Origin of the sequence: Vibrio sp. LQ2, from assembly GCF_023920125.1 — a bacterium.
Lineage (GTDB): Bacteria > Pseudomonadota > Gammaproteobacteria > Enterobacterales > Vibrionaceae > Vibrio > Vibrio fluvialis.
On sequence record NZ_CP085308.1, the window covers coordinates 3057829 to 3079825 of the forward strand.

At 51.2% G+C, this 21997-nt stretch carries 17 protein-coding genes; 14 read left to right on the plus strand and 3 right to left on the minus strand.

What is annotated here, in order from left to right; genetic code table 11:
- The first annotated feature begins 1 nt into the window (after position 1).
- The 7 genes from LGV68_RS14325 (at position 2) to LGV68_RS14355 (ending at position 12162) form a co-directional block, all read left to right on the plus strand.
- Positions 2–1597, plus strand: a complete 1596-nt coding sequence (locus LGV68_RS14325; RefSeq protein ID WP_208593183.1) for a sigma-54 dependent transcriptional regulator — start codon at positions 2–4, stop codon at positions 1595–1597.
- Between the two features lie 44 nt (positions 1598–1641).
- On the plus strand, positions 1642–2253 hold the full coding sequence (vasI, locus tag LGV68_RS14330) for a type VI secretion system protein VasI (protein ID WP_233921442.1): 612 nt from the start codon (positions 1642–1644) through the stop codon (positions 2251–2253).
- Between the two features lie 9 nt (positions 2254–2262).
- A complete protein-coding gene (tssA, locus tag LGV68_RS14335) occupies positions 2263–3663 on the plus strand; it encodes a type VI secretion system protein TssA (protein ID WP_252535526.1) in 1401 nt (466 codons plus the stop codon).
- A 63-nt stretch (positions 3664–3726) separates the two neighbouring features.
- A complete protein-coding gene (tssM, locus tag LGV68_RS14340) occupies positions 3727–7227 on the plus strand; it encodes a type VI secretion system membrane subunit TssM (protein WP_171934570.1) in 3501 nt (1166 codons plus the stop codon).
- A 52-nt stretch (positions 7228–7279) separates the two neighbouring features.
- Entirely contained in the window at positions 7280–8557 is a 1278-nt protein-coding gene (vasL, locus tag LGV68_RS14345; protein ID WP_222738297.1) for a type VI secretion system protein VasL, read from the plus strand.
- A 186-nt stretch (positions 8558–8743) separates the two neighbouring features.
- Positions 8744–11782, plus strand: a complete 3039-nt coding sequence (tssI, locus tag LGV68_RS14350; protein WP_252535528.1) for a type VI secretion system tip protein TssI/VgrG — start codon at positions 8744–8746, stop codon at positions 11780–11782.
- Entirely contained in the window at positions 11779–12162 is a 384-nt protein-coding gene (locus LGV68_RS14355) for a hypothetical protein (protein ID WP_206384114.1), read from the plus strand. Before tssI ends, LGV68_RS14355 begins: the two co-directional genes overlap by 4 nt.
- Before the next feature lie 108 nt (positions 12163–12270).
- Here LGV68_RS14355 and LGV68_RS14360 read toward each other — a convergent pair whose 3' ends face one another.
- Positions 12271–12537, minus strand: a complete 267-nt coding sequence (locus LGV68_RS14360) for a DUF3012 domain-containing protein (RefSeq protein ID WP_024375407.1) — start codon at positions 12535–12537, stop codon at positions 12271–12273.
- Positions 12538–12946: 409 nt separating this feature from the next.
- On the opposite strand from LGV68_RS14360, the gene rbsD reads away from it, so the two are divergent.
- From rbsD to LGV68_RS14390, 6 genes are all read left to right on the plus strand, one after another.
- Complete coding sequence (gene rbsD, locus LGV68_RS14365; RefSeq protein WP_024375408.1) at positions 12947–13366, plus strand: D-ribose pyranase; 420 nt, start codon at positions 12947–12949, stop codon at positions 13364–13366.
- Between the two features lie 31 nt (positions 13367–13397).
- Entirely contained in the window at positions 13398–14903 is a 1506-nt protein-coding gene (gene rbsA, locus LGV68_RS14370; protein ID WP_032081818.1) for a ribose ABC transporter ATP-binding protein RbsA, read from the plus strand.
- Positions 14900–15883, plus strand: a complete 984-nt coding sequence (gene rbsC, locus LGV68_RS14375) for a ribose ABC transporter permease (protein WP_020329748.1) — start codon at positions 14900–14902, stop codon at positions 15881–15883. Before rbsA ends, rbsC begins: the two co-directional genes overlap by 4 nt.
- Positions 15884–15944: 61 nt before the next feature.
- Positions 15945–16823, plus strand: a complete 879-nt coding sequence (gene rbsB, locus LGV68_RS14380; RefSeq protein ID WP_252535530.1) for a ribose ABC transporter substrate-binding protein RbsB — start codon at positions 15945–15947, stop codon at positions 16821–16823.
- A gap of 173 nt (positions 16824–16996) precedes the next feature.
- A complete protein-coding gene (gene rbsK, locus LGV68_RS14385) occupies positions 16997–17914 on the plus strand; it encodes a ribokinase (RefSeq protein WP_044363153.1) in 918 nt (305 codons plus the stop codon).
- A gap of 16 nt (positions 17915–17930) precedes the next feature.
- Positions 17931–18935, plus strand: coding sequence for a substrate-binding domain-containing protein (locus LGV68_RS14390; RefSeq protein ID WP_020329751.1), 1005 nt, complete (start codon positions 17931–17933; stop codon positions 18933–18935).
- Here LGV68_RS14390 and LGV68_RS14395 read toward each other — a convergent pair.
- Positions 18932–19837, minus strand: a complete 906-nt coding sequence (locus LGV68_RS14395) for a LysR family transcriptional regulator (RefSeq protein WP_222738293.1) — start codon at positions 19835–19837, stop codon at positions 18932–18934. The genes LGV68_RS14390 and LGV68_RS14395 overlap by 4 nt on opposite strands.
- 107 nt (positions 19838–19944) lie before the next feature.
- Here LGV68_RS14395 and xapA point away from each other — a divergent pair, with 107 nt between their 5' ends.
- A complete protein-coding gene (xapA, locus tag LGV68_RS14400; protein WP_171934567.1) occupies positions 19945–20775 on the plus strand; it encodes a xanthosine phosphorylase in 831 nt (276 codons plus the stop codon).
- A gap of 86 nt (positions 20776–20861) precedes the next feature.
- On the opposite strand, the gene glpQ is transcribed toward xapA, so the two are convergent.
- Positions 20862–21917, minus strand: a complete 1056-nt coding sequence (gene glpQ / locus LGV68_RS14405) for a glycerophosphodiester phosphodiesterase (RefSeq protein WP_172566600.1) — start codon at positions 21915–21917, stop codon at positions 20862–20864.
- Positions 21918–21997 lie beyond the last annotated feature (80 nt).

The following is a 21997-nucleotide window of genomic DNA, read 5'->3' on the forward strand; positions in this document are numbered from 1 at the left end:
CATGAGTAACTGGCTCGCTTTCACCGCCGATCTGGTGGGCCTTCGAAAGCCGCACCAGCTGGCGACCCGGTTTGTTGACATCATTGCAAAGGAGCTTGGGCTTTCAAATGCAATGCTGTTGATGCCCAGCTCCGATGGTCGTCTATTGGTTCCTCATGATGAACGTCTGACCTATTCGTGGGCAGTAACGGATTTTGATAATCCGTTTGCTCATGTACTGCAATCGTCGAAAGCCATGCATCTGACCGCAGAAGAGCTGGTGTTCTGGCAGTCAAACCGCACGTTTAGCCAACTGGTGTCAAAAGTGGGAATGTTTGATTCCGTGTGGATTCAACCGTTGCCGATGGGACATCGTCATGTGCAATCGATTTTGCTGCTGATTGGCGAAAGCCATGTGGTGGCGAACATTTTCCAGGATGACGCATTCCTTAAATTCATCGATGTGTTCTCGCAGCAGTGGTCACTGCTGCATGACATGGAGCGTGAAGAGCAGAATCGCCGCGTGCTTAAAGAGTCGCTGTGTGACATTCAGCGTGACTCCGTGCAGCGTGTGTTGGTGAGCGATCTGTCACGCAAACTGATTGGCGACAGTGAGGTGATGCAAAAGCTGCGTGAGCAAATTGTCAGTGCAGCCAGCTCTAATCTGTCGGTGATGGTGCAAGGTGAAACTGGTACGGGTAAAGAACTGGCAGCCGAAGCGGTGCACGATCTTTCATCACGCAAACATTCGCCGTTTGTGGCTATTAACTGTGCCGCCATTCCGGAAAACCTGCTTGAAAGTGAACTGTTTGGTTACTGTAAAGGCGCCTTCTCCGGTGCAGACGGTGATAAACAGGGGCTGATCGCCCAAGCCAACGGCGGCACTCTGTTTCTCGATGAAATTGGTGATATGCCGCTGGCGTTGCAAGCGAAGCTGCTGCGGGTTCTGGAATCGAAAACCTTCCGTCCGGTCGGGGGCAAACAAGAACTGACATCAGACTTTCGCTTGGTGTCGGCAACGCATGTCAACTTGTTGGATCAGGTGCGCCGCAAAGCGTTTCGTCAGGATCTTTACTATCGTCTGTTCCAGTATCCGATTACCCTGCCGCGCCTTGCTTCCCGTCTGGATGATGTGGATCTTCTGGCGCAGCATTTTGTGCGTGTGTTCAATCAGCAGCATGGCAAAAACATTCGCGGCCTGCACTACAGCGCGATCGATTGCCTTAAACAGCATGATTTCCCGGGCAACGTCCGTGAACTCAAGCACTTGATTGAGTTTGGCTGCGCGCAAACGGCCGATGGTACGCAGGTTGAAGAGCACTGTTTTACGCACCGCATTGCTTCCATGGCGATGCTGTCGCCAACGGTGTCCGTTCACGACGAGACAATCATTCCGCAGGTTAATCAACCTCAGGCTCAGCACACCAGAGCGGCGGCTGATCACAACTACTCGGTGATTAACGATCTCAAACAAGCACTGAGCGACTTTGAAGAAAAAATCATTCGCGAACGTCTCAACCATTTTTCGGGTGACCGCGCCAAAGCGGCGCAGAGCCTTGGTATTCCTAAGCGCACGCTGGCATACAAATGCCAGAAGCTGGAGATCAAGGCGTTATGACAAGATCGCTATATACACTTTCTGTGGCCAGTTCACTGCTGCTGATGTTCTCGGCTTCTGTATGGGCTCAAGAGTCCAATGAGTTAGTGACGCAGGCTGAGCAGTGTCGCGTCATCTCGGGGCGACTAGAGCGTTTGGCCTGTTTTGACCGCATTTTTCAGACACCCGTGGATGAAGTGGTGATCGCACCTAAGCAGAACGTGCCACCTTCTTGGCAGCGAGCCATGCAGGCTGTCGCTGGCAGTGAAGCGGCGATGGTGTTAGTGACCGAAGGCGAAGGTAAGGGCAGCAACGCTTGGGTTGCTCTCAGAGCACTCAATCGCACCACACCGTTTGAGCATAATGCAAAACCCGTCCTGATGGTGAGCTGCATTGATAACCTGAGCCGCGTTGAACTGGCGCTACCAAGCAGTGTAGAAGATGCGCGCATTCAGATATCGGTGGCCAATGCACAGCCGGAGTATCTGCGCAGTGATGATAACGGTGTCCTGATGTCGTCGGCACGCGGCATTCCCGCCATTGAAATGATGAAATCGATGGCAAGAGAACCGCGTCTGGTGCTGCGCTCCAACTCACCATTTGCGGACGGTTTGCAGTTTGATGCGAGTGAACTTAACGACGCGTTGTCGGCACTGCGTGAACGCTGTGGTTGGTAGGAGGCCTGAATGGAAATAACCGAATACCGCCGCTGTGTAGCACAGCCGATTGCCGGAGATAATCCGGTCGGTGAACGTTTGATTGACGATCCCCTGTTTGACTTCATTGAAGATCAGATGATGAAAGTCGGCTCACTGTCGCATAGCAGCGTGCAGTGGGACGAAGTGGAACACAGCGCGCTGAAATTACTGCAGGACAAGACCAAAGACATCAAGCTGATGGTGTATCTGCTGCAATGTCTTCACAACCAACTTTCGCCTTCCCGTTTTATTCTCTCATTTGAACTGATGAGCGATTTTATGGCGTCTTTCTGGGAAGAAAGTTACCCCGCACCGGGCAAGCGCGGCAATCTGCCAAGACGCAAATTTTTCAGTCAGATTGCGCAGCGTTTTTCGATGGCGACTGAAAAAATCGATTTTAATCAGTTTGATGCACAGGACCGCCAAGCATTAGGTGAGGCGGTGGATGCGTGGCAAAAAGTCATTGAAGCGCAAGGGCTGAGTTCGGATGTGGTCGAAGCGGTCGCTCGCTCGGTTCAGAGTGAACTGAATAAAGTGGAAGCGCGTCAGCAAGCCGAGCAGCAGCAAACGGCCAAGCCTGCAGATACGCCGCGCCCGACCACGGCCAACTCAGCCTTGTCGGTGGATAATTCCAGTGACAAAGCGGCCAAGCAAACGCTGCTCAAAGTTGCGGATTTTCTTGCTGAGCAGGAGTTTGGCATTGCGCTGTCGATTCGCCTGCGCCGTTACGCCGTTTGGGGTTCGATTACCACGCTGCCGGATCACAAAGCCGACGGTGAAACCATGCTGCGCGGTATGCAGCAAGATCGAATTAAAAATTATCAGGACCAGATGCGCCTTGCGGATCTGACGCTCTGGCGCAAGGTCGAGCAGAGCCTCACGCTCTCCCCGTACTGGTTTGACGGCCAACTGATGAGTTTCACCATTGCGCAAAACTTGGGTAAAGAGAGCTGGTGTCTGGCTATCACCGAAGAAACGCAACAATTTCTCGCCCGTATGCCTTCGCTGCTGGAACTCAAATTCAAAGGGGGCGAACCGTTTGTCTCCGACAGCGTGAAGGAGTGGCTGGCATCCGGCAGCGGCTCGACTGGCGGGCACAGTGTGGGCGGTGATTGGCAGGAAAAGCGTAAAGAAGCGATGGCTTTGGCTAAGGAAGGCGGCATCGCGGTCGCTTTGTCGATGCTCAATGATGGCCTGGTGGCAGCCACGGAACCGCGCGACAAATTTTACTGGCGGATGCTCTCTGCCGATCTGCTCAACGCCAATCATCTCGATGCGATGGCGAAAGAGCAGTACCAAACTTTACATAATCAAGTCACCACCATGCAGGTCACCGATTGGGAGCCGTCGCTGGTGGAACAACTAGAACGATATACAACGTCAGAGTAAACGAAGGACACAATTCACATGTGGAAATTTATTGTTGGAATAGTGAGAAAGCTTAAGCCAGGTATGGTGGCCGCTTTACCGATTTTGCTATTCACCACGTTCATTTTACTGAACGTCGCAATTTGGTGGGCGGGCCCTTGGCTAGAGGTTTCCGGTCACAAGCCGCTCGAGTCTGTGGCTGCTCGTGCTGTGGCAAGCAGCTTGTTTACTCTGGGCGCATTCGCCGTGTGGGGCTTCTGGCAATGGCGTAAACTGCAAGGCTATAAAGCGCAGCAGAAACGTGATGAGCAACTGCGCCAAGACCCGATTCAGCTGTTCGAAGAACGTCAGGAAGTCGAACTGAATCAGGTCATGGTCAACATGAAGCAGAACCTCAATAAGCGCAATTATTTGTATGCGCTGCCGTGGTATCTGGTTTTGGGGTTAGAAAATGCAGGCAAAACCAGCCTGATCAACCGCTCCGGCCAGAAATTCGTGTTCTCTTCAGTGATGCGTGCTTCGGGACAAAAAAGCGAAAACCCGTACTCGTTCGACTGGTGGATCGGCGATGAATCGGTACTGATTGACCCGGATGGTGAGCTGCTGACTCAGGGCAATCGCAGTGAAGACAACGACGGTGCGATGGAGCGCCGTTTGTGGCTGCATTTTGTCAACTGGCTGGACAGAACCCGCAGTCGCCGCCCGCTGAACGGTATCGTATTGGCGTTGGATGTGTCGCATTTGGCGACGGCGACGGCATCGGAGCGTAAAGCTTACGCCAGTTTGCTGCGTGCCCGTCTGCGTGAGTTGATGGAAACACTCTCAACGCGTTTACCAGTGTATATTGCGCTGACCAAGCTTGATCTTCTGTACGGCTTTGAACCGTTTTTCAAACACTATACCAAGAGCCAGCGTGAAGAAGTGCTGGGCTTTACTTTCTCGCTGGATTCAATTGATAACCTGGATCACTGGTTGGAAGAGTTTGCCAAAGAATACGCCGAGTTTGTCGAGCGTATTAATGGGGTATTGCCACATGCGGTATCGGCACCAATGTCGCTGGATGAACGTAATGCCATCTACAGTTTTACTCGCCAGATCTCCGGTTTGAAAGAGATCCTGACGCAGTTTTTCCAAGATGCCTTGGCGAGTGATCAGTTCTCAACCTCGGCACTGGTGCGCGGGGCTTACTTTACTTCGGTGTATCAGCAAGGTGTACCAACCAACGCATTCGATGATGCGGCGTCTCGCCGCTACGGCCTGTCGCATGCGATCAATACTGCTCAGCACGCGAAAAACTCGACCATCTATTTCACCCAGAAACTGTTCAGTAACATCATTTACCCGGAAGCCGGACTGGCTTCGGATAACTTTCGGATTGCGCGCCAAAAGCGCCGCTTGATCGCGTTGTCGTTTCTCACTTGTTCAATTGCGACCGTTTTGCTGGCGGGGACATGGCATCGCAACTACCTGGCTAACATTAAGCATTCCGATGCGGTTCTGGCTAAGGTCAACCAGTACAAAGATCAGTATCCGTCCAATGTCTATCTGGCGTCGCAAAAGGATGTGCTGGAGCCGCTGAACAAGATTCGTGAAGCCACGTTGGAATTTGGTTTCTTCCGTGAAAAACCCCGCTTTATTTCTGACTTTGGTCTCTATCAGGGCCATACCATCGGGCCGATGGTGGAAGCGACGTATCTGAACCTGCTGGAAAGCCGCTTTCTGCCTCTTTTGATGGCGGACGTGGTGGTCGATCTGAATCAGGCGCAGACGGATGAAGAGAAGCTGGCGGTGCTGAGGGTGTATCGCATGATGGTGGATAAAAGCGGTCGCTATAAAGATTACGTGATGGATTACTTCGCGAAACATTGGCAGCAAGAGTTCTCGGGCCGTCGTGAAATTCAGGAGGAACTGCTGGGTCACCTCGATTACGCCATGCGTCATACCGATCTGGCAGGCGAACGTGAACGCGGTGACAAAGTCGCGAATCAGGTGATGAAGCCTTATGATAAGACCATCGCGAAAGTGCAGAGCGATCTGGGTTCGATGCCAAACGACCAACGCGTCTATCGTAACCTGAAGCTGAATGCGCAAACGGTGCTTGGCCCAGCGATTAACCTGCGTAATCTGGTGGGGCCGGTATTTGATGTGGTGTTCGAAGAGCGCGTGATGAACAGCAGCACGCTGTATATTCCGCAGATGCTCACCAAGCGCGGCTTTGAAGATTACTTTATGCCGCAGTCTGAATCGGTGTCGGAACTGGCATTGATTGACAGTTGGGTATTGGGACAGTCAAAGTCGGCGCAATTCAGTGAAGCGGACAAGCAAGCGCTGCGCGATAAGATTCGAAATCTGTATGTCGCGGACTACACCAACACCTGGCGTGCGGCGTTAAATGAAATCGACATGAAATATTTCAGCGATATCAACGACGCCGTCACGGTGTTAGACAACCTGACCGGCAACATTGAACCGCTGCAACGTCTGCTGCGCACACTCGACGACAACACCAAGATGTTTGCCGCGCTGCCAAAAGACGATAGCGCTCAGAAAGAGTTGCTCAAGAGTCCCAAATATAAAGTGGCCTCGATGATCGAAGCGCCGTTCTCTGATTTGAACAATATGATCAAACCGGTTGGAGACAAGCCTGCGTACCTCCATGAAGTGTTGGCATCGGTGGAAGAGCTGAAGAACTATCTGAAATCCATTCAGGATGCGCCGGATGTTGGCATGGCAGCGCTTGATGCAACCAAGGCTCGAGTGAAGCTCGTCAACGCGGACCCAATCTATACCTTGAAGCGCATCTCTTCTGGCTTGCCAAAACCACTTGATACGATGGTTGCCAAACTGGCGGATGAGAGCTGGTATGTAGTCAAGCAAGAGGCGATCAAACATCTTGAAGTACGTTGGCATGAAGATGTCTACAAGACGTTTGAAGAGAAACTGGCGGGTCGTTATCCGTTTAATACGGCATCGAAAAAAGATGCGTCACTGGAGGATTTTGAATCCTTCTTTGCACCAAACGGCACGCTGGATAGCTTCTACAACAATCAGTTGCGCATGTTCATTGAAGAGAACATCGCTGTGAATAACGACGATACCTCACAGTCGATCATTCGCAAAGACGTACTGAGTCAGATCAAACAGGCGCAGAAAATCCGTGAAGCCTTCTTTAACCGCAAAGGCATTCTGGATGTCAGTTTCTCGGTTGAGCCTCTGCGTCTGAGTGGCAACAAACGCCGCAGTGTACTGAATGTCGACGGCCAATATCTGGCATACAGCCATGGCCCACGCGATAGCGTGGAGTTGATCTGGCCAAACACGTTGCGTGACTCGGCGGTATCGAAAGTGACTCTGGTTCCGACCAAAGCCAACATGTCACCACGCAGCATCAACATTCAGGGACCATGGGCATTCTTCCGTCTGCTTGACCAGGGAGATGTGGTGGCTGCGAGCACCACGTCAGTGGACTACAAGTTCGCGGTGGATGGCGGCGATATGATTTACCGCATCAACTCAGAAGCGGATGCCAACCCGTTCACAGAACGTTTGTTCAGATCGTTCAAGCTATCTAAAACCTTGTATTAAAAAGTAAAGGAGCGGGGAAACTCGCTCCTGTTTATTTAGGACGCAGTCGTAAATGTCCAACATTTTATTTATTGATAACGCTTACTATCGTCTGACCAATGACACCGATGCCATTCGCCAACTGGATGTCTATCAGAAGATCAGAGATGAAATTAACCGTCGTTTCAATCCGTTAGCGGGTGGAACCGATTGGGAAGCCGTGCGCGAATCTTGCGATGTTTTGGCAAAGAGTGCCGGGCTGGATCTGTTGATGTGTGGCTACTTTGCGGTCGCCAATCTGAAAACGGTGGGGTTGGCTGGCTACGCCAATGGTTTGGAGTTGCTGAGCGTCTGCTTGAGCAATCAAAGTAAGCCGGATGTAAAAACCGCCAAGATGCGTAAAGAGGTCTTGGATTGGGTCAATGCCCGTGTGGTTCAGGAACTCAAAGATCTTAAGCCTAACTACGAATCGCTACGCGACTTATATCGTTGCGAACGTTTTTGCGAACGTATCCATCATCAGCTTGAGCGTCAGCAACCGGAATATCTGGTGGATTTCGAAGGGGTCGGGTTTGCGCTTTTTGAACACATTGACCGCATCGAAACGCAATATCACAGCTTAGTGAAACGCCGGCATCAGCAGGCCTTAGAAGCCGAACCTCAGGTGCTGCGACGCGTGCATCGCACGCGATTGTCGCTGGCCTTTGTTACGGGCTGTGTTTTGTCTGTGGGCGCGTTGTGGGGATATCAGGTGATCCCGTGGTTTCACACCAACGATTACGCCACGCGTGTTGAGGTCGCGACGCTCAGCAGCGACGATGCGCGTCGTCATTTTCAAATGTCCGCTTCTGAACACCAAATCTCTCGTTGGAAAAGCGATCTGGTACCACTCTATGAGCGGTCGATTATGCAAAAAAGCGCCATCTCAATGGAACAGAGCAAGCGCGAAGCGATGCATGAGATGGCAACACTACGCACACTTTATCCAGACGATGAGCAAATCAAAGCAAGCGATGAAGCGTTCAATGCAGAGCAGCGGGCAGCACTGGAGCAAACCGAACTGTTTGTGCAGCGATTTGGCGAAATTCGCACCAAGATGGCCAACATTGCTCTGTTAGCCAAGCGAGAAAAATGGAGTGATTTACAGCGTCAGACTAAATCGTTGGAAGATTTTGCCGTGAGTTTATCGCCAGTGTATGGGCGGGTCGACTATGTACAGAATCTAATCAAGCAGGGTGAGATGGAATTGGCGCGCAAAGAGCTGGAGATTCTGAAAACCCGTCTCAACAATTTGAGCTGGACGATGGCTCAACTGGAAGAATCGTTGAGTGGGCAACCAATCGCGCAATAGTGAAACAAGACCAAGAAGCAAGAAGTTGCGATAAAAGCAGCTTCTTGCTTGGAGCTGGCAGATAGTTGCCCTAGTGAGTAAAAATCTCAATTTAACTCTTTGAATATCAATAAAAATAAACTGGCACTGAGCTTGCTGAATATCCGGCTCATAAAGTGAAGTCAGTGACGTAATAGGAATGGCAGGATGGCGACGTTAAAGTATCAGTTTCATGTGGAAGGTCTGGAAGACGACACGTTGGTGGTGCGTGGGTTCGACGGACTGGAAACGCTTTCCAGCGAACGCATAAATGGGCAGCTATGCCACGGTTTTCGTTATCAACTGGAGCTCGTCAGTCGGCTTGCCAATTTAACGCCGGAGATGGTGGTGGATAAAGTCGCGGAGCTGACGCTCTATCGCGACGATATGCTGGTTCAGCGCGTGAACGGCATTGTGCGCCGCTTTACGCAGGGCGATACCGGCCATCACCACACCTTCTATTCACTCACGTTGGTGCCTGCTTTAGAGCGTTTGTCTCTGCGCCACAACAGCCGCATCTTCCAACTCAACACCGTGCCGGAAATCCTCTCCATTCTGTTGCAGGAAATGGGCATTAATGACTACGCCTTTGCGCTGACCCGCGACTGCGCGCAGCGTGAATTCTGCGTTCAGTACCGCGAAACCGACCTCGATTTTTTCCATCGCCTAGCGGCCGAAGAAGGGCTGGTGTACAGCTTTATCCATGAAGAGGGCAAACACACGCTGATATTCAGCGACGCCTCAGAGAGCCTACCGAAACTCGGTGAGCCAATTCCGTACAACACGCTGGCGGGCGGCATGATTGAATCACCGTATATCTCGGCGCTGAGCGTGCACACCCAATCGGAGGTGAGCCAGACCGCGCTGCAGGATTACAGCTTCAAAAAACCGGCGTACTCCTTTGCCCAGCAAGCGGTCGGGACCGAAATGGATTACCAGCAGCCAGATTACGAACATTTCGATGCGCCGGGGCGCTATAAAGACGATGTCAGCGGTAAAGCGTTCAGCCAGATCCGCCTTGATTACCTGCGCCGCAACGCGCACACCGCGACGGGAAAAAGCAACCAACCGTTGCTGCGTCCGGGGGTGAAGTTTGACCTGCAAGAGCACCTCGACGACACCTTAAACCGAGACTGGTTGGTGGTGAGTGTCACCAGCCAAGGCACGCAGCCTCAGGCGCTGGAAGAAGCCGGAGGTAATGGCGCGACCACCTACGCGAACCAATTTTCGCTCATCCCGGCGCATCGCACTTGGCGCGCCACGCCGCAAGCCAAACCTCAGGTTGATGGCCCGATGATCGCCACTGTCGTTGGCCCGCAAGGCGAAGAGATCTTCTGCGATGAACACGGCCGAGTAAAACTGCATTTTCCGTGGGATCGCTACTCCAACGGTGATGAGCACAGCTCGTGCTGGGTGCGCGTCTCGCAAGGTTGGGCGGGCAGCCAATATGGCATGATTGCCATTCCACGCATCGGCCATGAAGTGATTGTGTCGTTTCTCAATGGTGACCCGGACCAGCCGATTGTCACCGGCCGTACCTATCACGCCACCAACATTGCGCCATATGCACTACCGGACAACAAAACCAAAACCGTGCTGCGCACCGAAACCCATCAGGGGCAGGGCTATAACGAACTCAGTTTTGAAGACCAAGCGGGCAGTGAGAAAATTTACCTGCACGCACAGAAAGACTTTGATGGCCTGATTGAAAACGACCACACCAGCGTGATTAAGCACGACAAACACCTCACGGTGGAGAACGACCGCTTTACTCAAATCAAAAACAATCAGCATCTGACGGTGGGTGGAGAAAGCCGCACTAAAATCGTGGCTGACAGTAGTGTTGAGATTGCTGGCGCTTCACAAAACAAAGTCGCGAAGCTGATTGCTGTGCAAACCGGGCGTGAAATTTCACTGAAAGGTGGCACCAAAATTGTGGTCGAAGCCGGTGCAGAGGTCACCTTAAAGGCAGGAGGAAGCTTTGTTAAGGTCGACGCTGGTGGCGTTCACCTTTCAGGATCCGCGATTAACCTTAATGCCGGTGGAAGTGCAGGCAGTGGGAGCCGTTATGGCGGCAAGACGGCCCTGTTAGCGAAGGACCTTGTCAGTTTGGAATCGCCAGCAGAATTGCAACAGGCAGCGATTCAATCCACGCAAGTCGCTGGTGAGGCAAATGTCGTGACTGTGTCTGAACTGGTGGCTCCCGTCTTAGGCGAGGGCGCTCAACAGCAGAGCGCATCATCTCAGGCGGCATCGGGTTCAGCGGTAAATTCAACGCAAGCCGAGCCGCAAGCGGAGAACGACGTTGAATCAACGAAAGAACCTAGATTGAAGTCTGATTTGTTGAAACCTTCCGAAACGCTCAATAAATTAGCGGACCGTGAAGTTGCTTCCTACAAAACGGGTTCAAAAGGTCAAGAAGTTGAATCGATTCAGAAAGCACTGATAAAACTGGGATTTGATCTCGGTACCTACGGCGCAGATGGCAGTTTTGGCAGTACTACGGAACGTCAGGTCAAAATGTTCCAGCAAAGCTATACGCCGTCCCATTCGACACATCCCGATTATAAAGTCGGCAAGGCTGATGGCATTGTAGGTCAAGGAACCTTACTGGGCTTGGATGAAGCCTTGGTTGACGGGTGGGTCTACAAGCATGAATGTAAGTTAATGATCAATTTTGAATTCATTAAAGAACTGGAGGGGGTTAAGAAAAATGGCTATGTTCCTGATGTTAAAAATAGTAGTAGCGGAGTAACTATCGCATCCGGTTTTGATCTTGGTGCTAGATCTAAATCAGATTTATTGGCGCTGGGGCTACCTCAAACATTAGTTGATAAACTCACTCCTTATCTAGGATATAAAAAGGACGAGGCTGTAGAATTTTTAGCTCAACATCCATTGTCAGTAAATGAGCAAGAGTTAGAACTGCTCATTTCTAAAGTCAAAGAGTCTGAAACGAGACGTATTGTTGAACTGTATAACCGGACGTCAAAAATAACTAAGTTTGAATGCTTACCTTGGCAAGCTCAAACTGTGATTGCTTCTGTTTCGTATCAATACGGCTATCTACCATCAGAAACAGAGAATTTTTGGAAACAAGCGATTGAACAAGACTGGTCTGCAATGTTCAATAACTTAATGAAATTTGGTGATAAATATCCAACTCGCAGAGAAAAAGAAGCTGGATTAATCAAGGAAATAAAATGAAAAAACTGCTTTTAGTCTTTCTATGGGGGGTTACTTATTGTGCCCAAGCTTTTCCTACAAATGAGGTATATGCGTATTTGGATATCACCTCCTTTAACAGTTCTTTGATTCAAAAAGCAGCTCGAGGCCAGAAACACTTTTCAGATCTGAAAATACCTAATCCTGTTATATCTAAGGACGCCATTCTTATTGAAAGTGAGTATTGGAAGTACGAGATGCAGTTTGTAAAAGAAGATGATAGTGGGATACACGTTTGCTTTGTCGATAAAGCTAAATGGGGAACTTATGATACTCAAACGCCTATGATCATTCGAAAATATGCAGATGAGTACGTTGCGATTAAAATGAATTCTGATGTTTGTGAAGACTTTGCCAAGTAGGTTTGGTTTCCCTTGTCATAGACACCTCCTCAAATCATCTGTCGTACTAGAAATGTAATAAAAAATCAGGCCACACGGCCTGATTTTTTATTACAGAACGAACTGAACTTATTGAAAGATGCAGTGCTTAGCGTAGGAGGTGGCTTCGTTTGCGGTCCAGTCGCCTTTTGGTTTGGCATCCATACTTTCACACCATTGTGGTGTTCCGATCTCTTCCTGGAACAAGCAGTGCTTCGCGAAATCGACGGCGTTTTGCGCGCTCCATTCATTCTTTGGCTTTTCACGCATATCCTGACACCAGCCCGCGCTGCCGACCTCATTTTCACACGCGGTGAGGGCGAGTGCGCTTAGCATGACCAGTGCAATTTTCTTCATCATAAACAATCCTTTTCCGCTGCAAGTGCTTAATGCGCGCCACTATACCCAAATTGGTTGAAGCTTTGTTAAATCTAGGCCAAATATCTGCGCTCGACCAGACTTTATCGGATGGAACAATGGCGCACTTAAATGCATGTGAGTGCTTATAGGGCAACCGATGTCGCACCACTGTTGGCGACTAAAGAATGGCCTTGATGATAGAAAACTCAGTGATCACTCTCACCCTTTGCAGGCGTTGTGAATCGATTTCGGAGATCGAACTCACACTCTGATTTTTACCTTAGTGCAAATCAACAAACTTGCGTTAGGATTTCATCGAAACGTTTCGATGAGTATTTTTTCTTACTTTTCTGCCCCAGAAAATACTCGGAAAAATTCGAACGTGAGCGAACACGAAGGTAAAACGATGAAAAAAAGTACTCTACTCAACGCCGACCTCTCTTACCTGGTCGCGACGCTTGGTCATACCGATGAAATCACCATTTGTGATGCGGGTTTGCCGATTGCTGATGAAACACAACGTATTGATTTAGCACTGACCCATGGTGTTCCAAGTTTTATGGACACCGTGCGCGTGATTTTGTCGGAATCACAAATTGAAGGTGTGGTGATGGCGGAAGAATTTGCCAAAGTCAGCCCGGAACTGCACGCCGCGTTGCTTAACGAGCTGAAAGCGGAAGAAGCACGTTGCAACAAATCCATCGCCATCGCTTACGTCTCTCACGAAGAGTTCAAAGCTCGTACTCATTACAGTCGCGCTGTAGTGAGAACCGGAGAATGCACGCCTTACGCAAACGTGATTTTCCAAGCTGGGGTGGTGTTTTAACGCCGCTCTTAAACTCGATTGAGGACTGACTATGACTCAACCAATTCTGGCTCTCAGCAACATTGAAAAAGCGTTTCCGGGCGTGAAGGCGCTGGATAAAGCGAGCCTGAACGTCTACCCGGGACGCGTGATGGCGTTGATGGGCGAAAACGGCGCAGGCAAGTCGACGCTGATGAAAGTGCTGACAGGCATCTACACCAAAGATGCAGGCAGCATCGAGTATCAGGGCCAGCCAACCAGCTTTAAAGGTCCGCGTGATTCGCAACATGCGGGCATCAGTATCATTCACCAAGAGCTGAACCTGATCCCGGAACTGACGATTGCTGAAAACATCTTCTTGGGACGCGAGAAAACCAGCGCGATGGGACGCATTCTCTGGTCGCAGATGTATGCCGAAGCCGACAAACTGCTGGCGCGTCTGAATGTCAAACACAGTTCAAAAACTCTGCTCGGCGATTTAAGTCTCGGCGAGCAACAGATGGTGGAAATCGCCAAAGCGCTGTCGTTTGAATCCAAAGTCATCATCATGGATGAACCAACGGACGCGCTGACTGACACCGAAACCGAATCACTGTTTAACGTGATCAATGAATTGCGCGCGCAAGGTTGCGGCATCGTTTACATCTCGCATCGTCTGAAAGAGATCTTTGAGATTTGTGATGACATCACAGTGCTGCGTGATGGCAAATTTATTGGCCAGTGCCGCGTGGCAGATACCAATGAAGATGGCCTGATCGAAATGATGGTTGGCCGCAAACTGGAAGAGCAGTACCCGCGAGTGGAAGTTAAGCACGGCGATGTCTGTCTGGAAGTGATTGGTCTGACGGGTTCGGGCGTCCACGATGTCAGCTTTACGCTCAAACGCGGTGAGATTCTAGGTATCTCCGGGCTGATGGGCGCAGGCCGCACGGAGCTGATGAAAGTGATTTATGGCGCGCTGCCTTCTGAACGCGGCGTGATCAACCTCAATAACAAAACCATTAATCCGGTAAGCCCGCAGGACGGACTGGCGAATGGCATCGCGTATATCTCGGAAGACCGCAAAGGCGATGGCTTGATCCTCGGTTTGTCGGTGAAAGAGAACATGTCGCTGTGCGCGCTCGATCAACTGACCAAAGGCGTGCAAATTCAGCACAGCGATGAAGTGATGGCGGTGGAAGATTTCATTCAGCTGTTCAACATCAAAACGCCAAGTCGCGATCAAATCATCGGCAACCTTTCTGGCGGTAACCAACAGAAAGTGGCAATCGCCAAAGGGCTGATGACGCGTCCTAAGGTGCTGATTCTGGATGAACCGACCCGCGGTGTGGACGTCGGTGCGAAGAAAGAAATCTACCAACTGATCAACAAATTTAAAGCCGATGGCATGAGCATCATTTTGGTGTCTTCTGAAATGCCGGAAGTGCTGGGCATGAGCGATCGTATTCTGGTGATGCACGAAGGCCGCATCAGCGGAGAATTTGATGCTAAAGATGCCAACCAAGAAAATCTACTGGCGTGTGCCGTTGGCAAAACGCTGAACGAGGAAGCAGCATGAGTACTAAGACCATGACGAAACCAACCCCGACAGGCGGCAGAAAGCTGCTGAGCAAAGAGTGGCTGATTGAACAAAAATCATTGATCGCACTGCTGTTTTTGATAGTCGTCGTATCATTCTTGAACCCGAACTTTTTTACCGTCGATAACCTGTTGAACATTCTGCGTCAGACATCAGTAAACGCGATCATCGCGGTGGGTATGACGCTGGTTATCCTGACCGCAGGCATCGATCTGAGCGTGGGCTCGGTATTGGCATTGTGCGGCGCGTTTGCTGCCAGCCTGATTGCGATGGAAGTACCAGTGTTAGTGGCAGTGCCTACCGCGCTGCTGGCGGGCGCGGTACTTGGTGGTATCAGTGGCATCATCATTGCCAAAGGGAAAGTGCAGGCGTTTATCGCCACGCTGGTCACCATGACTTTGCTGCGCGGTGTCACCATGGTGTACACCGATGGCCGACCAATTTCGACCGGTTTTACCGATACCGCTGATGCCTTTGCCTGGTTTGGTACAGGTTATGCGCTGGGTATTCCTGTACCTGTTTGGCTGATGGTGGTGGTGTTTGCGGCGGCTTGGTATCTGCTGAACCACACGCGCTTTGGGCGCTATGTGTATGCGCTGGGCGGAAACGAATCAGCGACGCGTTTGTCCGGTATTAACGTGGATCGCGTCAAGATTGGTGTGTACGCCATCTGTGGTCTGCTCTCAGCGCTGGCTGGCATCATCGTGACTTCACGTCTCTCTTCTGCTCAACCTACGGCGGGGATGGGATACGAACTGGATGCGATCGCGGCCGTAGTACTGGGCGGCACCAGCTTAATGGGCGGTAAAGGTCGCATCATGGGCACTCTGATTGGTGCGTTGATTATCGGCTTCCTGAATAACGCATTGAACCTGCTCGATGTGTCTTCTTACTACCAGATGATTGCAAAAGCCGTCGTGATTTTGCTCGCGGTACTGGTAGACAACAAAAACAAGTAAACAGTGAAACCACCGGGTTCAGGATTCCTGACCCGGTCCCCTACAATAAAGGACGATGAACATGAAAAAACTCGCAACTTTGATTTCCGCTGCGCTGCTGTCTACCACCGTTTCTGTGTCAGCACATGCACAGGACACGATGGCAATCGTGCTGTCGACGCTGAACAACCCATTTTTTGTGACCATGAAAGACGGCGCTGAAGCGAAAGCGAAAGAGCTGGGTTACAACCTGATCGTACTCGATTCGCAAAACGACCCAAGCAAAGAACTGTCAAACGTGGAAGATTTGACCGTACGTGGCGTGAAAGCGATTCTGATCAACCCAACCGATTCTGATGCGGTATCAAACGCGATTCGCATTGCCAACAACGCTAAGATTCCGGTGCTGACTTTGGACCGTGGTGCAAGCCGTGGCGAAGTGGTGAGCCACATTGCTTCTGACAACGTGGTGGGCGGCGAAATGGCGGGTCACTTCATCATGGAAAAAGTGGGTGAAAAAGCCAAAGTTATCCAACTGGAAGGCATTGCGGGTACTTCTGCGGCGCGTGAGCGTGGCGAAGGTTTCATGAATGCCGTTAAAGGCAGCGAAATGCAACTACTTGCCAGCCAACCTGCGGATTTCGACCGTACTAAAGGTCTGAACGTAATGGAAAACCTGCTGGCTGCGAACCCAGATGTTCAAGCTGTATTTGCTCAAAACGATGAGATGGCGCTGGGCGCACTGCGCGCAGTTCAGGCATCAGGCAAAAACGTGGTTATCGTTGGCTTTGACGGCACGGATGACGGCATCGCAGCTGTAAAACGTGGCAAGCTGGCGGCAACCGTGGCACAGCAACCGGATATGATCGGTGCGCTGGGTGTAGAAACCGCTGACCAGATGCTGAAAGGCGAAAAAGTGGACGAGTACATTCCTGTACCACTGAAAATCATCTCTGAATAAGCGAGACTCTCTGCTCTCTCCGGCAGGCTCAGGAGAGAGCAGTTCCTACCGCAACGGATAGTGACGGTAGGGCAGGATGAGACAGCTTTGACGCTTTACGTCCCTGAGTGAGGCGTCAAATCTCTCTGAATTTCCTATCACATTGTATTCCATTCAAACTGAGGATAACCCTTATGAACAAGTTGGTGGTATTAGGTAGTGTCAATGCTGACCATGTTCTTCAAGTGCCTTCATTTCCTCGCCCAGGCGAGACGCTGCACGGTCGCAATTACCAAGTTATCCCAGGTGGCAAAGGCGCCAACCAGGCGGTCGCCGCCGCGCGTTTAAAAGCGGATATCGGCTTTATTGCCTGCGTCGGCGACGACTCATTTGGCATCAATATTCGTGAAAGTTTTAAGCTTGATGGCATGAACATCAGTGGTGTGAAAATGCAGCCGAACTGCCCGACAGGCATCGCGATGATCCAGGTCTCGGACAGCGGTGAAAACAGCATTTGTATTTCTGCCGAAGCCAACGCCAGACTGACTGCCGAAGCGATTGAACCGGATCTTGCCCGCATTCGCGAAGCTAAGTATCTGTTGATGCAGCTGGAAACGCCGATTGACGGCATCGTCAAAGCCGCACAGGTCGCCAAAGAAGCGCGCACGAACGTGATTCTTAACCCTGCGCCAGCACGTGAACTGCCGGATGAGTTGTTAAGCTGTGTGGATGTCATCACGCCCAATGAAACCGAAGCGGAAGTGCTGACGGGCATTACGGTTACCGACGACGAGTCTGCGCAATTGGCGGCGGATGCACTGCATCGCAAAGGGATTGAAATTGTCATGATCACGCTGGGTGCAAAAGGCGTGTGGCTGAGCCAGAATGGCCGTGGCACGTTGATCCCGGGTTTCCGCGTTCAGGCAACGGACACGACCGCAGCGGGTGATACCTTTAATGGGGCGCTGGTCACTGGTTTGTTAGAAGAAATGCCTCTAGAATCAGCGATTAAGTTTGCTCATGCGGCGGCAGCCATTTCGGTCACTCGTTTTGGTGCCCAGACTTCCATTCCAAACCGGGCGGAAGTGGACGCGTTTTTGGCCAATCATTAATCAAGGAGACAATGACATGGCAACCATGAAGGATATTGCACGACTCGCCGGGGTTTCGACCTCGACCGTCAGCCATGTCATTAACAAGACCCGTTTTGTCAGTGATGAAATCGCCGAGCGGGTCAACAAAGCCGCGCAAGACCTGAACTATGCGCCGTCTGCACTGGCGCGTAGCCTTAAAATGAACCGCACCAAAACCATCGGTATGTTGGTGACAACCTCCACCAACCCGTTTTTCGGCGAAGTCGTGAAAGGGGTGGAGCGCAGCTGTTATCACCAGGGTTACAACCTCATTTTGTGTAACACCGAAGGCGACCATGAACGCATGAAATCCTCCATCAATACGCTGCTGCAAAAACGTGTCGACGGGGTGATTTTGATGTGTTCCACGCTGGCGGGCGAGCGTATCGACATGTTCGAGCGCTATCCGGATATTCCGGTGGTAGTAATGGACTGGGGTCCGATGCTGTTTGCCAGCGACAAGATTCAGGATAACTCACTGCAGGGCGGCTATATGGCGACCAAGCATCTGATTGAGTGCGGCCATAAAGAGATTGGTTGTATCACCGGCCCGCTGATTCGCCAGCAGGCGCAAATGCGTTATGAAGGCTACAAACGTGCCATTCTTGAAGCCGGGCTGGAGATCAATCCGAAATGGATTGTCGAAGCCGACTTTGAATGCGAGGGCGGTTATGAAGCGATGAACAAAATGATCGAACGTGGCGCGCTTCCGAGTGCAATTTTTGTCAGCAACGACATGATGGCGATGGGCGCGATCAATGCAGCAAACGAACACGGTCTGAGTATTCCTCAAGATGTCTCGCTCATTGGCTATGATGACATCCACATCGCAAAATTTATGTCACCCGCTTTGACCACCATTCACCAGCCGAAATATCGCCTCGGCAAAGCGGCGGTGGAAACACTGCTGAAAAAACTCGACAAAGAGACCAACGAAGCACAAGTGGTGCAGCTGGAGCCGACGCTGGTGGTGAGAAAGAGCGTCAAAACCCTCAACTAACCTTTCTGTAATGCCTGACTAAGCTGGTTCAGCAGCGTGTTGGTCAGGCTGTGCGAAGCTTTGGTGTACAGCGCGCAGATATCGGCGCGAATCGTCTCTTTCAACGCAACAAAACGCACGTGCGGCCAGACCAGATTAGCGTAACTGGCTGGCACAATTGACAGCAGCCCACGGGTGGAAATCACCGCCAGCAGAGTATTGGGTTCGACCACTTCCTGCAAAATCGTCATCTCAAATCCCGCTTGTTGGCAGTGCTGACGAATCAGTGCGGTCGAAGCAGAATTTTCCTGGCGAAGCATCACAAATTCCGTGTCACGCAACTCCTGCAAGGAGAGCTGTTTACGGGACGCCAAAGGGTGTTGTGCGGGCAGCGCCACCACCATTTTCTCCTGATACAAACTGCGCGCTTGGAGCGGCGCTATTTGTGTGGTGTCGGCAAAACGCACCAGTCCGATATCGATTTGATGCTGCATCAGTGCCTGTTTTTGTTTCTCCGGCGACAGCTCCAGCAGATTGAGCGTCAGGGATGGATTGGCCTGTTGCAACTGATGCAGCGCATCGCCAAACCCAGCCCAGAAAATCGAACTCATCAAACCCAGGTTCAAGGTTGCCTGCTCTTCGCGCGCGCTTTGCGTTACTCGATTAAGCGATGTTTCCAGCACGTCAAAAATGCGTTCACACTCCTGACTGAGTTGTTTGCCTGCCGTGGTTAAGCGCACATTGCGCGTATCGCGTTCAAACAGCACCACGCCCAGAGCGTGCTCCAGATCTTTAATCTGCGCGCTGAGTGGTGATTTGGTGATATTGAGTTGTTCTGCGGCCTGACTGAACTGCTGACACTGTGCGACCTGATGAAAATAGCGCAGCATTTTCAGCGTAATACGTTGGCTGAGAGTAGACATAGTGGCTCTTTAATTGTGCTGGATAATCACATAATTGTGCCAAATTTTGAGATTTTGTCAGCACAGTGATTGCGCTAGAGTGAAGCAAATAACATAACGAGGTGAACATCATGTCCGATCCGGTTAATCAAGCTCTGGAAACTATCTACGCGCGCAAGCCTGGCTTTAAGCCTCAGGCCGCTTTTATTCTTGGCTCTGGTCTTGGCGTTATCGCTGATGAGTTGGAAGACAAGGTGGCTATCCCTTACGAGGAGTTAGCCGGATTCCCGGTCAGCACTGTGGAAGGCCACTCTGGTGAGCTGGTATTGGGCACTCTGTTTGGTATCGAAGTCGTGTGCATGAAAGGTCGTGGTCACTACTACGAACACCAGAGCATGAAAGTGATGACCAATCCGGTGCGTACCTTTAAACGCCTTGGCTGTGAATTCATGCTGGTGACCAACGCAGCAGGTTCACTGCGGCCGGAACGCATTGATGTGGGTTCGCTGGTGGTGTTTACCGATCACATCAATACCATGCCGGAATCGCCGATGACGGGTCCGAATGATGACGCGTACGGTCCGCGTTTCTTTAGCCTTGCCAATGCTTACGACAAAACACTGCGTGAAGAAACGCTGGCGGTGGCTAAGGCGCAGAACATCCACCTCAACGAGGGCATTTTTGTCTCTTACACTGGCCCGAACTTTGAGACCGCCGCGGAAATCCGCATGATGCAAATCATCGGCGGCGACGTGGTCGGTATGTCGGTGGTGCCGGAAGTGATCTCGGCTGCGCACTGCGGATTGCCAGTGCTGGCGGTGTGCGCCATCACCAACATGGCGGAAGGGCTGGGCGATGTAGAACTGTCTCACGAGCAGACACTGCGCTGCGCAAAACTGGCGGAGAAAGACTTCATCACGTTGATCAAATCCTTTATGCGCCATCATTATGCCGCGTAACAATCGCAGATAGCGTGAAAACGAAAAGGGACGATCCATGATCGTCCCTTTTTAGTTATCCATTTTTATATTTAGCGCAACGTCGGTTACTGATGATTCAGGAACGACACCGCTTTGTCCGGGAAGTCGGTAAACAGGCCATCGACTTTTACTTGGTTGTAGAACACATCCAGCATGCCATCGAAGTTTTCCGCATACGGCGCGATGCGGCCTTTGTCGGCTCGGAAGGTGTACGGATGCACCACCAGACCGGCGGCTTTGGCTTCACCCATCAACGGCTTGATGATGATGTTGTCTTTGGTGCTCTTGTCGTCAACCAGCATCGGTTTCCAAGGGCCGATGCCATCGGCGTATTGCGCGACTTTCTTCATGCCACCCGGCTCAAACATCCAGTCGTAGCTGTAAGGCATTGCTGTGTCGCCTTGATAGGTCATGGTTTCATTCCAGTCGGTGTAGGCCATCAACTGTACCAGATTGAGATCCATCTTCATGGAAGGTAGCAGCTCATCGTGAATGCGTTTCAGCTCGTTGGCATCAAAACATTGCAGGTAGACTTTGTCTTCTTTGCTGTCGTAGCCGTACTGTTTCAGCACGTCCAACACCGCTTTAGAAATGTCTTTGCCCTCATGGCGATGAAACCACGGCGCTTTGATTTCAGGATAGATACCGATGTCATAACCGAGCGATTTGTTCAGTCCCTGAATCAGCTCAATCTCTTCAGCAAAGGTTGGTACGGTAAAGGTTGATTTCCACATCGGGAAACGGTCGGGGAAACCGGCCACTTTGTTGCCTTTGTCATCGATGTTGAACCCTTCGGTCACGCGCAGGCTTTTGATTTCCGCCAGTGTAAAGTCGATGGCGTAGTAACGGCCATCAGCACGTGCGCGGCCAGGGAAACGCTCGGCAACGTCGGTCACGCGATCGAGGTAGTGATCGTGCAGAACCACTAACTGGTCATCCTTGGTCATCACCACGTCTTGCTCGATGTAATCCGGTTTCATGCCATAGGCCAGCGCTTTGGCTTCCAGCGTGTGCTCCGGCAGGTAACCCGATGCGCCGCGGTGGGCAATCACCAATGGATTGGCAGATACGCTCGCGCTGCAAGCCAGAGAGAGCAGAGAAAGGGTCAGAATCTTTTTCATGTGGAATCCTTGTGTTTTGCAGGGCGTGGTTAGAAAAAATCGCGCTCTGAATCGGGGGAAGAGCGCGATGAATGGGGGAG

What these genes read in the sequence shown, in the direction of transcription:
- LGV68_RS14325 (WP_208593183.1), top strand. Translation starts at nt 2, where the DNA reads ATGAGTAACTGGCTCGCTTTCACCGCCGATCTGGTGGGCCTTCGAAAG.
- vasI (WP_233921442.1), top strand. Translation starts at nt 1,642, where the DNA reads ATGTTCTCGGCTTCTGTATGGGCTCAAGAGTCCAATGAGTTAGTGACG.
- tssA (WP_252535526.1), top strand. Translation starts at nt 2,263, where the DNA reads ATGGAAATAACCGAATACCGCCGCTGTGTAGCACAGCCGATTGCCGGA.
- tssM (WP_171934570.1), top strand. Translation starts at nt 3,727, where the DNA reads ATGGTGGCCGCTTTACCGATTTTGCTATTCACCACGTTCATTTTACTG.
- vasL (WP_222738297.1), top strand. Translation starts at nt 7,280, where the DNA reads ATGTCCAACATTTTATTTATTGATAACGCTTACTATCGTCTGACCAAT.
- tssI (WP_252535528.1), top strand. Translation starts at nt 8,744, where the DNA reads ATGGCGACGTTAAAGTATCAGTTTCATGTGGAAGGTCTGGAAGACGAC.
- LGV68_RS14355 (WP_206384114.1), top strand. Translation starts at nt 11,779, where the DNA reads ATGAAAAAACTGCTTTTAGTCTTTCTATGGGGGGTTACTTATTGTGCC.
- LGV68_RS14360 (WP_024375407.1), bottom strand. Translation starts at nt 12,537, where the DNA reads ATGAAGAAAATTGCACTGGTCATGCTAAGCGCACTCGCCCTCACCGCG.
- rbsD (WP_024375408.1), top strand. Translation starts at nt 12,947, where the DNA reads ATGAAAAAAAGTACTCTACTCAACGCCGACCTCTCTTACCTGGTCGCG.
- rbsA (WP_032081818.1), top strand. Translation starts at nt 13,398, where the DNA reads ATGACTCAACCAATTCTGGCTCTCAGCAACATTGAAAAAGCGTTTCCG.
- rbsC (WP_020329748.1), top strand. Translation starts at nt 14,900, where the DNA reads ATGAGTACTAAGACCATGACGAAACCAACCCCGACAGGCGGCAGAAAG.
- rbsB (WP_252535530.1), top strand. Translation starts at nt 15,945, where the DNA reads ATGAAAAAACTCGCAACTTTGATTTCCGCTGCGCTGCTGTCTACCACC.
- rbsK (WP_044363153.1), top strand. Translation starts at nt 16,997, where the DNA reads ATGAACAAGTTGGTGGTATTAGGTAGTGTCAATGCTGACCATGTTCTT.
- LGV68_RS14390 (WP_020329751.1), top strand. Translation starts at nt 17,931, where the DNA reads ATGGCAACCATGAAGGATATTGCACGACTCGCCGGGGTTTCGACCTCG.
- LGV68_RS14395 (WP_222738293.1), bottom strand. Translation starts at nt 19,837, where the DNA reads ATGTCTACTCTCAGCCAACGTATTACGCTGAAAATGCTGCGCTATTTT.
- glpQ (WP_172566600.1), bottom strand. Translation starts at nt 21,917, where the DNA reads ATGAAAAAGATTCTGACCCTTTCTCTGCTCTCTCTGGCTTGCAGCGCG.